The organism is Actinocrinis sp., assembly GCF_035938995.1.
Classification (GTDB): domain Bacteria; phylum Actinomycetota; class Actinomycetes; order Streptomycetales; family Catenulisporaceae; genus DASZGI01.
The window spans coordinates 1-13,140 of sequence record NZ_DASZGI010000277.1 but is presented as its reverse complement, the minus strand read 5'-3'; the positions used below and the strand labels follow the sequence as shown (position 1 = coordinate 13,140).

The window sequence follows — 13,140 nt, the reverse complement described above, 5'->3', positions numbered from 1 at the left end:
AAGTCGGATCAGCGGGAAGCCAAGCGGCGCGATCGCAAGGCGGACCGGGACGGCGACTCGGAGCTGGCCGACTACAACGCCTACCTCGCCGGGCTCGCCGTGCAGCCGGCCACCCGTCCTCCGGCCGGAGAAGGCGGCCCGGTCATCCCAACAGCATGAGCCCCATCACGACAGTCATGGTCAGCTCGCAGGCGTAGACGGTCACCGGCGCGCCGAGAAGGGCCAGCCCTGCCGGAAGCCCCGACGAGGACTGCGGCGACGCGGGCTGCGCAAGGGCGGATTTCCCCAGCCCTCCGCCGAGCACGACGACGGCGAGCCAGACGTACAGCAAGGCGAGGGTTGCCAGAGCTGCGCCGACGCCACCGGACCCGGCCGTCATTCCCGGCATCGACGCCATCGGCGCACTCATCGAGAGCATGGCCCCGCCGCCCGGTCCCGCACCGGACATGCGCGCCGCCATCAGAACCATCACCAGTCCGACGACCGCATGGTGGGGTTCGAGTGCGTGCGCTGGGCGGCAGGGCGCCACGCCGCCGCGCAGCCGGGCCGCTCTGCGCCGCACCGCCCGCGCGGCCCAGACACCGCCCTCGGCAGCAGCGCCGAGTCCGAAGTAGGCCTCGAAGGTGTACGTCGAACCGGCTGTCACGGGCGCGGCCACCATCGCCGCCATGCCTAAGGCCATTGCAGCGTGCAGTGCCTCGCCGACGCGGCTCGTACGCGCGCAAGAAGGCGCCGACTGGTCGGATAGAGCACGTCGCGACGGTGCGAAGTCCGCCGCCAGACGAGTGAGGGACCGTGCGGCGAGCGCGGCGAGCGCGGCCACGCAGAGCCATCCGATCAAGGGCTGGGTCACGAGCATGCCGGGTCTCCCTCGGGTCTTCCTCCAGCTCCATCCGGGTGATGCCCCGTCACGCGGCGTGTCGAAGCGCGGCTGGTGCGGCGGCCAAAGGCGCGCCGGGGCGCGCACAGGCGCACCCGGTGCGCGACGAAAGGTGGCGCTTACCCCGCTGTTCTCGGATGCGCCCGAATGGGGGACGATAAGGTGCGTGGTTCCCGGTCCGTTGGTCCGCGCGGTGCGTGCGGCGTTCTTCGCAGTCGTCTGCGTGGGCGTCAGCGCTGCCGTACACAGCGCAGCGGGCGGCTGCCCCGCCGAGGCGCGCAGCGTCGCGGCGGGCTTGCTCGCGGTCGCGGTCGTCGCGTACGCAGGCCTCGGGCGCGAACGCCGCGGTCCGACCCTGACCCTCGGACTCGGCGCCGCGCAGGTGGGTCTGCACTATCTCTTCGACGCGATGAGCACCACCCGGCCCGGTATCTCGCCTTCGGCCATGGCCACGATGCCGCCCATGCCAGGCATGCCGGACATGATGATCATGCCGATGCCGGGCGCCACACATCCCAGCGCCACGGCGATGCTGCTTGCGCACGCGACCGCCGTCCTGGTCTGCGGCTGGTGGCTGCGGCGCGGCGAACGCGACTTCTTCGCGCTCAGCCGGGCAGCCGCGATCCTGGCCGCCGAACCCCTGCGCCGCCTGCTGGCCGTCGCCGCCCTGCTCGCCTCAGCGCTGCCGCGGCCTACGGCGTCCTCGCGCAAGCCTCCCGCGCGCCGGACGCCGAGCCTGCGACCCCTCGCTCCTCCCCTGCTGAGCTCCCTCACCTTCCGCGGGCCGCCGGTCGCCGCCTGATCCGCCGCATCCCGATTGAGGCGCATCCCCGCGACCACGCGAAACCCAAGACCCGTCAAACGGAGCCCAGCCATGCTTTTCCTGCCTGCCCGAACGCCGCCGCGCAGCAGACTTCGACGCCTGGCGGCCGCGGCCGCCGCAGCCGTTGCCCTCGTGATCGTCATGGCGGCGCCCGCCTCCGCGCACGCCCGTCTGGAGCGCACCGACCCGGGCGACGGCTCGGTGCTCGCCGTCGCCCCGAACCAGGTCGCGGCCCAGTTCGACGAGTCGGTCGGGGTGAGCGCGGACAGCCTGCGGGTGTTCTCGCCGACCGGAGACCGGGTGGACGACGGCTCGACCACGCACGGCGGCGACGGCAGCATCATCACCACGAACCTGCGCTCGAGTCTGCCCCAGGGGACGTACACCGTCGCCTGGCACGTGATCTCCGCCGACTCCCACCCGGTCTCCGGGGCGTTCACCTTCTCCATCGGCAAGCCCAGCCGGACGACGGTGAGCCCCGCGTCGATCATCACCCGGGCGAGCGTGCTGGAAGGCTGGCTCTACGGGACGGCCCGCTGGGCCGCCTACTTCGCCTTCGCGTTATTGGTCGGCACCGTGTTCTTCCTGGCGCTCTGCTGGCCGAAGGGGGCACGCACGCCGGGCGCGTTCAAGTTGATCGCAACCGGTTGGACGGTGCTGGTCGCGTCGAGCGTCGCCCAGCTGCTCCTGCAGGGCGTGTACGCGGGCGGCCTGCCGCTGTCGCGCGCCGTGGACCCGACCGTGATCCGCGCGACCACTGCGAGCAGGTTCGGCAGCACCATCGAGGTCAGGCTGCTGCTCCTGGCGATCGCCGCGCCCGCGCTGACGATCGGGGTCCAGCGGCTCGACGGCATGCCGATGCTCAAGCGCCTGCGGGCAGGCGCGCTCACTCTCGTCTTCGCGGCGGGACTGGCCGCGACGTGGGCCGCGACCGGCCACGCCTCGACCGGCATCCAGGTGCCGCTCGGCGTGGTCTCGGACATCGTGCACCTGACCGCGATGGCCGTGTGGCTCGGTGGGCTGTGCTGCCTCGCACTGCTGGTGCTGCGCCGCACGGACAAGCCGAAGCAGGCCGCCAACGCGGTGCGGCGGTTCTCTCCGATCGCGCTCACCTGCGTGTGCGCGATCGTCGTCAGCGGCACGTACCAGTCGTGGCGGGACGTCGGCTCGCTCGCGGCGCTGACCGACACCGACTACGGGCGGATGGTCCTGCTGAAGATCTTCGGCATCCTGGGGCTGATCGCCCTCGGGTACTACGCCCGCACCTGGATTGCCACCGGGTTCGCGAAGCCGGCGTCCGCGCAAGCTGCCGCGGTCGCGTCGGGAGAAGACGACGAGCAGGACGAGGATGCGGACGCGGACTTCGACGACGCGCCCGCAAGCAGGACGGTCGCCGCGTCGATGTCCCGCTCCCGCTCCGGGCAATCGAGCCGCCCGCACCTGGGAGACGGCCCCGCCATGCGCAGACCGGGGCGCCGAACCGCGCGCGTAGGCAACGTCCCGAAGAAGCCGGGCACGGCGGGCGGCGATCCGATGGCCGGAACCATCGCGACGCTGCGGCGGTTGCGCTGGTCGGTGACCGCGGAGGTGGCGATCGCGGTGTGCGTGCTCGGCGTCACCGCGAACCTGGTCAGCTCGCTGCCGGGGCGCACCGCCGCCGGACTGGCCGGCCTGCCCGGCGCGACGGACGTCTCGCTGGCCTTCAACACCGGCGACAAGCAGGGCACCGCCCTGATCGTCATCGAGCCGGGCACGATCGGCCTGAACCAGGCGCACATCCTGATCCAGGACTCGAAAGGGTTCCAGTACACGCCGGCCGAGGTCGACGTGTCGTTCTACCTGCCGGCACGCAAGTTGGGGCCGATCACCTCGACGGTGGAGAACGACGGCCAAGGGCACTACGTCGACCAGCCGGTGACGCTGCCGATCGCCGGGCAGTGGCAGGTCTCGGTGACGATCCGCAGCGACAACTTCAACGAGACCACGCTGCACGTCCCGATGACGGTCAGTCCGGTGGGCGGCGGCACCACCGGGTGATCCGGCCTCGGCAGGCAAAACCCAACAGTCTGCCTGAGGCGATGCCACGGCCCGCAGCACGACACGCCGACATCACCACCCATATGGGGTATGTCATCGCATAACTGGACAGCGCAATGAGCACACAATGCCTCGTGGACAGTTCGAGGAAGCGCTGGATGGCCCCGGTCGCGCTCGGTGCGGTCGGGGTGGCGGTGGCAGGGGCGGGCTGGTTCGGCTACGCCGAGAGCGGCCTTGGGCGCGCCGACGCGGGCCCGTCCGGCAGTGCGGTGCCGGTACCGGTGCCGCAGGTGCGTGACGCGGCCGTCGCCTCGGCATCGATCGCGGACGGCGCGATGAACGTGCCGCCCGACACCGCGCTCGCCGTCACCGCGCCGCCCGGCGAGCAGATCGGCGCGGTGACGCTCGCCGACCGGACCGAGGCCGTGCCCGGCATCCTCAGCGCGGACCTGCGGACCTGGACCCCGGTGCGGCACCTGCGCGGAGGCGCGGCCTACGACCTGACCGTGGTGACGGTCGACGGCGAAGGGGGCACCGGCTTGAGCGACGAGACGTTCACGACCAGCCTCCCGAACAGCCCACTGAAGATCGACCTGATCTCCCCGGTTGACGGCGCGACGGTCGGAGTCGGCCAGCCGGTGGTGCTCGCGTTCACCAAGCCGGTGGCGGACCGCGCGGCGGTGGAGAGCGCGCTCGATGTGCAGTCCACGCCGCCGCAGCCGGGGCACTGGAGCTGGCTGTCGGCGAATCGGGTCGACTACCGCCCGCAGAACTACTGGGCGCCGGGCACGAAGGTCAGCGTCCGGATGAACCTCGACGGCCTGAGCGACGGCAACGGCCACTACGGCACCGCGGACCGTGATTTCACCTTCACCGTCGGGCGGGATCAGGAGACGACGATCGACCTGCGCGCGGACCGGGCGGTAGTGCGCCGCGACGGCCAGACGGTGCGGACCTTCACGGTGAGCGGCGGGATGCCGGGGCTCGACACGTGGGGCGGCACCTATGCGGTGATCGATAAGTCCCCCGACGTGCACATGGACTCGCGCACGGCCGGGCTCGGCGACGAGTACGACATCCCCGACGTGAAGTGGGACGTGCACCTGACGTATTCGGGCACGTACGTGCATTCGGCGCCCTGGTCGGTGTGGGCCCAGGGAGAGCGCAACGTGAGCCACGGATGCGTCGGGACCTCGCCGGAGAGCGCCGAGTGGTTCTTCGACAACACACTGCCCGGCGACATCGTCCAGGTGATCAACACCCCGAGGACGGTGGCGCCGGGCAACGGATTCGCGGACTGGCAGGAGGCGTGGCCGCGATGGTTGGACGGCTCCGCGCTGGGGTGAGCAACGCGGAGCCGTCGGCTCTCGACCGGCCCGGCCGAATCCCGGCCGGGCCGTCAGTCAGCCGCTTCTCGCCGTCAGTGCAGGGCGGCGGTCAGCGCGGCGGTGAGGGATCCGTTCGCGTCGTCGCCGTCGAGCGACCAGACCGAGGCGCCGCGCAGTCCGGCGCCGTCGATGTAGAGGCCCTTGGCGAAGACGGTCTGCGGGTCGTCGTAGGTCCAGAAGGTCTGCGACGCCGGGTCGTATTTCCAGACGGCGCCGGTCACCGGGTCGAACTGCACCGTACCCGGCTCGGTGACGACCGTCTTGTAGCCGGCCTGGTCGGTCGGGGCCGCGCCGGTGGCGCTCTGGTAGAGCCCGTTGTTGGTCGGCCCGACGCCCGTCCACGCGTGGGCGTAGTACGGCAGCTCAAGCGCGATCTTGTCGGCCGGGACGCCCTGCGACTCGTAGTAGGCCACGGTCTGTGTGATCGAGAACTTGCCGTTGGCCGGCTGCGGGTCGTTCGGGTCCGGGAACAGGTTGGCGGAGAAGTCGGTCTTGCCGTCCCAGGCGCCGTGGAAGTCCAGCGTCATCACGTTCAGCCAGTCGACGCTGCGCGCGACCTTCTTGAGCTGGAGCTGCTGCGCGGCGGCGTACTGGTTCGGCGACACGTCGGCGGTGAGCAGGTAGTGCGTGTGCGTGGCGTTGCCCGCGTCGTTGAGCGAGTCGCGGAAGTTGTCCATCAGCGCGGTGAAGTCGGGGGTGTCCTGCGGGCCGTAGGGGTTGTTGTTCCCCGGCTCGTTCGGGTACTCCCAGTCGAGGTCGACACCGTCGAAGATGCCCTTGGCGGCGCCCGGGGCTAGGCCCGGGATGTTGCCGTTGATGTACTGGTCGACGCAGGACTGGACGAACTTCTCGCGTCCGGCCTCGGTCGAGGCGATCTGGGAGAAGTGGCTTGACCAGGACCAGCCGCCGATCGAGATGACGATCTTGAGGTTGGGGTTGGCGGCCTTGAGCTCCTTGAGCTGGTTGAAGTTCCCGGCCAGGGCCTGCCCGGCGACGTCGGCCGAGCCGTTCACGGACTCGGTGGCCGCGAACGGGCGCTGGTAGTCGGCCCAGCTGTCGCCCGAGGTGCACAGGCCGTCCGCGGAGACGCTGGAGAAGGCGTAGTTGATCTCGGTGAGGTGGGACGCGGCGCCGTCCGCGACCAGGTTCTTCTCCATGAAGCCGGAGTAGATGCCCCACTGGGTGAAGAAGCCGATGGCGACCTTGCCCGCAGCGGGACGTTCGGCCGGGGCCGCGGAGCCGGCCGCCTGGGCGGCGGGGGCCACCGCGGCGGCGATCAGGGCGCCCGCCGCCGCCACACCGATCAGGTGTTTGCGGTGGCGCGACGGGCCTTGCCGCCGGTCGTGCGTGGTGCTGGACATGTGCTCTCCTCGATGAAAGGCAAGAAGGAACACACGGTCGTCCGGCGGAGGGGGGAGGGGGCACGCCGGAATTGGACTAGACCATGCTGGCGACAGGTATAGTCCAATCGCGGCGCGCGTACAAGGGCCGGGGGCGCCCCGGTGCCATACCGGTGCTGTTCCGACGGGATATCGGGAGCCGCGACGGCGGCCGATTCCGACGGTCGTACCCGAACGATCACGGCGTCAGAACGATCACGCTGTCGGAGCCGACCACCGTTTCAGCGCCGGCGTCAGTGCCGACGGCGGTGCCGGCGGCCGGTCCCGGCGAGCCGCGGGGCGCCGCGCGCGATCACCGCTCCGCCGACCACGAAGACCAGTCCACCGCTCGCGATCACGAAACCGAGCGGCGGGTCGATCGGCGTGATCTCCGCGGCGTCCTGCATCTTCGGGTGGGCGGCCGACTTGGACGGGTCGGCCACGATCGCCGGCGGCAGGAACCCGGCCTGCCACGCCGCGACCGGCGGCGCCGCGGTCATGATCCCGTTCGGCATCAGCTCGGAGCCGCCCGCCTGGAGCGCCGCGAAGTCGAAGCCGACCTCCGGGTTCGCCGGCAGCGACCCGTCGCCACCCTCGACCCCGTCGTACCGGAACGCCGCGAAACCACTCGTGAGGAAGTCGTTGAGCGGTGCGTTCACGACGAATCGGGCGTCGGTCCCGGGATGCGACTCCTCGTAGTAGTCGAACATCGCGTGCGCCGCGTCCGCCCAGCCGGCGAACAGCACGGTGTGTTCATTCGAAAGGAGTATGTCGCCGGGCTGCAACTGCGAGGCGTCGATCGTGTGCGAGACCGTATTCAGGTTCCCGGTCCAGAAGTCGACGGTCGGGTCGAGCGCCCAGGCCATTGAGACATAACCCGAGCAGTCCTGCCGGTAGGTGCCGTCGGAGTCCGTCCACCACGAGGTCTGGCTGTAGGTCACTTTCTCGGTCAGCCATCGCTGTGCCCTGAGGATGATCTGCGCCCGGGTGATCGTCCCGTGCGGCAGCCGGAGCGAGGAATCCCCCGGCGGCACCGAGAGATACGCGTAGGGGTTCCCGGCGTCAGAGCTCTGCGTGACGACCACGCTGCCGCCGCTCGGCGGGGGTGGCGGCGGAGGCGGAGGCGAGGCCGGAGGTGTGGTGGAGTGGCTTCCGGAAGGAGTGGCAGATGGCGTATTCACCGGCGCCGAGCTCGTGCCCGAAGTCCCGGGTGATGAGTTCCCTGATTTGGAGGAGGTCGGCGATCCGCCGGTGCTCGGGCTCTGCGTCGGACTGGCGGAACCGGTGCCACTCGCGCAGGGTGTCGGCGTCGGCGAAGGGCTGCCTGTGGCAGAGCCCGAAGGCGTGGCCGTGGGGGTCCCGGTCGGGCTGGGAGTGGGCGTTCCCGAGGGTGATTCGGAGTTGGAGCTACTGGAGGAGCCACTCGGGCTCGCGCTGGGCGATCCCGAGGTGCACGTCGGGTCCGGCGTCGCGATCTTGCCGGCGGAAGCCTGCGCCGGTATCGCCAGTACCGCCCCGATCGCCACCGTTCCGGTGGCGACCGCGCCGATCACCACCGCCGTGGAACGTCCCGTGTGCCTCCGTCTGACGACCATGAGGCCCCCTCCGTTGCCTTGCGTAACCGTGCGAGGTGCGCGCGCGCTCCCCCGATCTTCGATGCGAAGAGCGCACCGGTCCACCGTAGCCAATCGCCTTCACCGGGTCACCCCCCGGCCGACGGATGATCGCCACCATCCTGCTACTAGCCAGTGGACAACGCTCGCACTACGTTGCGAAAAAGCTCCGGCTGGAAGGGGAACACTCGGTGGCGGGCGGCACGGCGCACAGCGACGCGGCGCAACCGGATTCGAACCGCGAACCACCACAAGAGACCTGGTCGCAGCTGGTGCTCGGGCTGGACCTGCCCCGGCTGACCCGCTATTTGGCGGTCCGCCTGCCGGGCTCGGTGCGCCCCCCGCTGCGCGCCCTGCCGCTGCCCGGCGGGCGGTCGAACCTCACCTATGAACTCTGCGATGCGGACGGCCGGGTGTGCGTCTTGAGGCGACCGCCGCTGCCCGTCGGGGCGGGCAACCACGTGCCGGTGCCGGCCACGCTCGCCCCGCCGGCCCCCGGGGTCGGACGCGGCGACGTGCGCCGCGAGTACCAGGTGATCAGGGCGCTCCACCACGCGCACGGACGCGGCGGCCGGGTCCCGGTCGCCGAGCCGTTTCTGCTCTGCCAGGACATCTCGGTGATCGGTGCGCCCTTTTTCGTGACCGCGAAGGTGCCGGGGACGGTGTACCGCTCCGAGAAGCTCACCGCGGCGCTCGGCCCGTCCCAGGCCCGCTCCCTCTCCCACGCCCTGGTCGACACCCTCGCCGCGCTGCACCTGCTGGACGTGCGGGCGACCGGCCTGGCCGACTTCGCCCGCACCGACCAGTTCCTGATCCGCCAGGTGGACCGATGGGACCGGCTGCACGCCGCGTCGGCCAGCCGCGAGGTACCCCGGCTCTCGCGGCTCGCGGCAGGGCTGCGGGCCGGCGTACCCCCGGCCGACCGCGTCGCGATCCTGCACGGCGACTACCGCCTGGAGAACGTCGTCGCCTCGTTCTCCGCCCCGAACCGGATCGCGGCGGTCCTGGACTGGGAGGCGGCGACGCTCGGTGACCCGCTGGTGGACCTCGGCCTGCTGCTGACGTTCTGGGAGGGGTCGGGCAGCGCGGCCAAGCCGATCGCGTCCGGGCACACGAACGGCCGCAGCTTCCCGACCATCCGGCAGATGGCCGACCGCTACGCCCTGAAGACCGGCTTCGACCTCACCCGCGTCGGCTGGTACATCGCGCTCAACCACTACCGGGTCGCCGGGCTGCTCGAGGCGCTGCACTACCAGAGCCGACACGGCCTGCCGGTGGCTCCCGGGCTCGAGCACGCGGGAGCCTGGGTGTCCGACATGGTCGAGTCCGGCCTCGCCGCGCTGCGCGACGAGTTCTGAAGCTCCGGATCTGAAGCCTCCGACGTTCCGGTCTCCACCTTCCCGCTCCTCTCGCCGCCGCCCGCGCTACTTCCCCACCCAGTCGGCCGACCAGCCCGTTCGAGTTCGTCACGCGCGGGTATCCGACGCGGGTGGTCAGGCTCGTTTACTTAAGGCCGCGCGCTGAGCTGATACGCGTCTTCGGACCGCCTTGGGAGGCTCTGCGCACCCGTAAGCTGGCTGCCTTCCCCCTCGCCCTCATCTGCGCGGCGACGGTGGCGCTGTTCGGTCTGATCCAGCACACCGGGCCCGGCCTTTGGCTCGTCCAACATGTCGCCGGGGTGTACCTGGCGCTGCCGCTCGGCCTGCTCCTGCTGCGACTGCCGCTCTCGATGTTCGCCCCGGCACCGGACCTGCCCGCTTGGGGCGCGACGACTCAGGTGCTCGTGGTCTTCGGGATCTGCGAGATCGGGCTCGGCCGGGCGCGAACGCTGATCACCGCGCTCTGCGTCAACGGCCTGACCACGCTCGCCGCCTGGATCATGATCGTGATCGGCAGCCACCTGGCCCTCGGCACGCCACAGATCGACGCCTACGAGCTGGACACCGGGCCATCGACCGTCGTCGTTGCGCTCAGCGTCTACGTAGCGCTGCGCTACCGGGCCTACGTTCTGCTCTGCCTGACTGCCGCGGCAATGGCTACGGAGGCGCTCGTGCTGCCGAACCTGGCCGGGCGTGAGCACCTCGTCGCGCTCGCTCTCGGCACGCTGGCCTTCGCGGTCGGCGAACGTTCAACGACGCCCCGTCCGCGCCCTACCGGTCCTGCCGCGCCTCCTACTGGAGGTACCCCTCGACCTCCTGCGTCGGGCGCAGCTCGTCCGCGTCAGGAGTCCCGGCCCTGAACCGGCGCACCTGATCCCACAATCGGTCCAGCTCCACCTCGAGCGACCCGAGTGTCGCCCGCTCCGCCGGATCGAGGCCGTCCGCCGTGGCGCGAGTGCGCAGGCGGTGCAGCTCGGCCTCGACCTCGCCGATCCTGGCCTGAACGTCCTGCTCGTTGTACATGGCGTCGCCCTTCCTGACTTCGCCGCGCGAACGTCGTCGTGTCCTAAGGACACCACAGACCGCGCGGGGGCGCACGAGGGGAGGCGAAACGAAATTCCGCGCGCCTCAAACTGTGATGTCGGTCACATCTGATGTGCAGTCAGCCCTGCGTGCTCCCGGAGACCCCCTAACCGAGTCGACAGGGGACCGACTCTTTCTATATATACGAATGCTGATTGTTTTGCGTCGCCGCACGATCAAGGAGCCGTGACCGCCGTGAGCCCCGAGCCAGCCGTCCCGAAACCGCGCGCGGCCACGACCGTCGGCGGGGGCCGGCCCCTCGCCCCCACGGCCCGGCTCGCCCCGTCGCGGGACCGCGGTGCGGTGGCGGTGATCCTCTTCCAGAACTGCCCCATGTTCGAGAGCGCGCTCCCGATGACCGTGTTCGGGATCGACCGGCGCGGCCAGGGACTGCCGTACTACCGCCTGCTCGCCTGCATGGGCGAAGCCGGGCCGCTGCCCACCACCGGCGGCATCCTGATGGCCACCCCGTACGGCCTGGCCGCCGCGGACGCCGCGGGCACGATCGTCGTCCCGGCCTGGCGCTCCCCGGCCGAGCGGCCGCCCGAGCCCGCCCTGGCGATGCTGCGCCGCGCGGCCAAGGAGGGCGCCCGGATCGTGGGCCTGGACCTCGGGGTGTTCGTCCTGGCGGCGGCCGGCCTGCTCGACGACCGCTCCGCCACCACACACTGGATGTATGCCCCCGCGCTCGCCCGCCGCCACCCGCGGGTCCGAGTGCAGCCGCGCGAGCTGTGCGTGGACACCGGCCAGTTCGTCACCGGCGCCGGAGCCGCCGCGGGCCTGGACGCCTGCCTGCACATCGTGCGCCGCGACCACGGACCCGAGTCCGCCGCGAGCCTGGCCCGGCGCCTGGTCTTCCCGGCCGGGCGGCGCGGCGGCCAGGCCCCCTACTTCGACGCCGAACTGCCCGAGGAACTGCTCGGCGACGCAATCGCCGAGGCCATGGCGTGGGCCCTGGACCACCTGACCGAGCCGTTCGACGTGGACGCCATGGCCGAACGGGCGTCGCTGTCCCGCCGCTCCTTTGACCGCCGATTCCGCACCGCGACCGGCTCCGCCCCGCTTCAGTGGCTTAACGCCCAGCGGGTCATGTACGCCCAGCGCATGCTCGAATCCACCGACCTGCCCATGGACCAGGTGGCGCTGCGCAGCGGTTTCGGCTCCCTGGTGGCGATGCGCGGCCACTTCCGCCGGCACCTTTCCACGTCCCCGACCGCGTACCGGCAAGCCTTCCGCGGCGGCCTCGCCGATGAAGATGTGTACGACGAGTTCAGCGCACGGGAGGATGCTTAGCCTCGCGGCCTATACGCTGAACGGCATGAACGGCAACAACGACCGCCTGGTGTGGATTGACTGCGAGATGACCGGCCTCGACCTGCGCCACGACGCGCTGATCGAGGTGGCGGCGCTCGTCACCGACTCCGAGCTGAACATCCTCGGCGAGGGTGTGGACGTGGTGGTCAAGCCGCCGGCGGGCGCGGTCGAGCAGATGCTGCCGATCGTCCGGGAGATGCACACCTCCTCCGGACTGCTCGACGAACTGGAGCGGGGCATGACCCTCGCGGAGGCCCAGGACCTGGTCTTCGACTACGTGCACAGGCACGTGCACGAGGCCCGCAAGGCGCCGCTCGCCGGAAACTCGGTCGGCACCGACCGCGGCTTCCTCGCCCGGGACATGCCCGATCTCGAGGGGCACCTGCACTACCGGGTGGTCGACGTCTCCTCGATCAAGGAGCTGGTGCGGCGTTGGTATCCGCGGGTCTACTTCCAGGCCCCGGCGAAGACCGGCAACCACCGGGCGCTCGGCGACATCCGCGACTCGATCGAGGAGCTCAAGTACTACCGGGCCACGGTGTTCGTGCCGCAGCCCGGACCGGACTCGGACACCGCCAAGGGCATCGCGGCGCAATTCGGCGTATAGGCGCGTAGGCGTACAGGCCGTAGGCCGCCCGCAGGCGCATAGAGCGCGTGTGCATGTGTAAGAGGTACGTAGAGGCATGTGGCGGCGCCCCGCGCGCACGTCAAAAGCGGTTTCGGACCACCCTCCCGAGTCCGCTACACTCTTCCAAGCAAGGCAAGCAACACGATGGTGGGTGTAGCTCAGCTGGCAGAGCGCCAGGTTGTGGTCCTGGATGTCGTGGGTTCAAGTCCCATCACTCACCCAAGCGCAGAGCCCCCGGATCGCTAAGGCGGTTCGGGGGCTTTTTCGTTCGGCGGTTTGCTCCTCCACTCGGCGGTTGCTCCTCCGCGCTTCCTTCACCCGATCCACCGCCGTCCGAATCCCGGCGCCGCCGCCTTAGGCTCAACCGCGTGGCGGTATTCGCGGACGTGGTCAGCTGGGGCCTCTCGACAGGCGCCACGATCTGCCTCGCCGTCGCGCTCTTCCGCATCACCCGCCGCCCACGCTCAGGAAGCGGTTCCGACCTGGGCAAACACTGACCTGAGAGAACCGATTTCATCTGCGTCGCGATCTACGGTAACCTCTAACACGCAACGCGCGCCGTTAGCTCAATAGGCAGAGCAGCTGACTCTTAATCAGCGGGTTCGGGGTTCAAGTC

Annotated in this window: 12 protein-coding genes and 1 tRNA gene; 9 read left to right on the top strand and 4 right to left on the bottom strand. The window is 70.7% G+C overall.

The features are described from left to right. Positions 1-142: 142 nt before the first annotated feature. Positions 143-859 carry a DUF5134 domain-containing protein gene (locus VGZ32_RS19140; RefSeq protein WP_326887451.1) on the bottom strand — a complete coding sequence of 239 codons (717 nt, stop codon included), beginning with the start codon at positions 857-859 and terminating at the stop codon, positions 143-145. Between the two features lie 187 nt (positions 860-1,046). On the opposite strand from VGZ32_RS19140, the gene VGZ32_RS19135 reads away from it, so the two are divergent. The 3 genes from VGZ32_RS19135 to VGZ32_RS19125 all read left to right on the top strand — a co-directional run bounded on the left by VGZ32_RS19135 (position 1,047) and on the right by VGZ32_RS19125 (position 5,086). Beyond that, positions 1,047-1,682 carry a hypothetical protein gene (locus VGZ32_RS19135; RefSeq protein ID WP_326887450.1) on the top strand — a complete coding sequence of 212 codons (636 nt, stop codon included), beginning with the start codon at positions 1,047-1,049 and terminating at the stop codon, positions 1,680-1,682. 72 nt (positions 1,683-1,754) lie between these two features. Then, positions 1,755-3,740 (top strand): copper resistance CopC/CopD family protein, encoded by a 1,986-nt coding sequence (locus VGZ32_RS19130; protein ID WP_326887449.1) that lies wholly within the window; start codon positions 1,755-1,757, stop codon positions 3,738-3,740. A 134-nt stretch (positions 3,741-3,874) separates the two neighbouring features. Continuing rightward, a complete protein-coding gene (locus VGZ32_RS19125) occupies positions 3,875-5,086 on the top strand; it encodes a L,D-transpeptidase (protein WP_326887448.1) in 1,212 nt (403 codons plus the stop codon). A 74-nt stretch (positions 5,087-5,160) separates the two neighbouring features. Here the strand turns inward: VGZ32_RS19125 and VGZ32_RS19120 are convergent, their stop codons facing one another. Both VGZ32_RS19120 and VGZ32_RS19115 read right to left on the bottom strand, forming a co-directional pair. Next, a complete protein-coding gene (locus VGZ32_RS19120; protein ID WP_326887447.1) occupies positions 5,161-6,489 on the bottom strand; it encodes a glycoside hydrolase family 18 protein in 1,329 nt (442 codons plus the stop codon). Between the two features lie 272 nt (positions 6,490-6,761). Continuing rightward, positions 6,762-7,592: a hypothetical protein gene (locus VGZ32_RS19115; protein WP_326887446.1), complete on the bottom strand. Its 831-nt coding sequence runs from the start codon at positions 7,590-7,592 to the stop codon at positions 6,762-6,764. 719 nt (positions 7,593-8,311) lie between these two features. Here VGZ32_RS19115 and VGZ32_RS19110 point away from each other — a divergent pair. Beyond that, a complete protein-coding gene (locus tag VGZ32_RS19110; RefSeq protein ID WP_326887445.1) occupies positions 8,312-9,478 on the top strand; it encodes a phosphotransferase family protein in 1,167 nt (388 codons plus the stop codon). A 131-nt stretch (positions 9,479-9,609) separates the two neighbouring features. Next, complete coding sequence (locus VGZ32_RS19105; RefSeq protein ID WP_326887444.1) at positions 9,610-10,359, top strand: hypothetical protein; 750 nt, start codon at positions 9,610-9,612, stop codon at positions 10,357-10,359. Here VGZ32_RS19105 and VGZ32_RS19100 read toward each other — a convergent pair. Beyond that, a complete protein-coding gene (locus VGZ32_RS19100; RefSeq protein ID WP_326887443.1) occupies positions 10,292-10,522 on the bottom strand; it encodes a DUF2630 family protein in 231 nt (76 codons plus the stop codon). The genes VGZ32_RS19105 and VGZ32_RS19100 overlap by 68 nt on opposite strands. 363 nt (positions 10,523-10,885) lie before the next feature. Between VGZ32_RS19100 and VGZ32_RS19095 the strand changes: the two genes are divergently transcribed. The 4 genes from VGZ32_RS19095 to VGZ32_RS19080 all read left to right on the top strand — a co-directional run bounded on the left by VGZ32_RS19095 (position 10,886) and on the right by VGZ32_RS19080 (position 13,021). Continuing rightward, positions 10,886-11,875: a helix-turn-helix domain-containing protein gene (locus VGZ32_RS19095; RefSeq protein ID WP_349263661.1), complete on the top strand. Its 990-nt coding sequence runs from the start codon at positions 10,886-10,888 to the stop codon at positions 11,873-11,875. A gap of 25 nt (positions 11,876-11,900) precedes the next feature. Continuing rightward, positions 11,901-12,503, top strand: a complete 603-nt coding sequence (gene orn / locus VGZ32_RS19090) for an oligoribonuclease (protein WP_326887441.1) — start codon at positions 11,901-11,903, stop codon at positions 12,501-12,503. A gap of 168 nt (positions 12,504-12,671) precedes the next feature. Continuing rightward, a tRNA-His gene (locus VGZ32_RS19085) sits at positions 12,672-12,744 on the top strand. A 148-nt stretch (positions 12,745-12,892) separates the two neighbouring features. Then, complete coding sequence (locus VGZ32_RS19080) at positions 12,893-13,021, top strand: hypothetical protein (protein ID WP_326887440.1); 129 nt, start codon at positions 12,893-12,895, stop codon at positions 13,019-13,021. Positions 13,022-13,140: the final 119 nt, after the last annotated feature.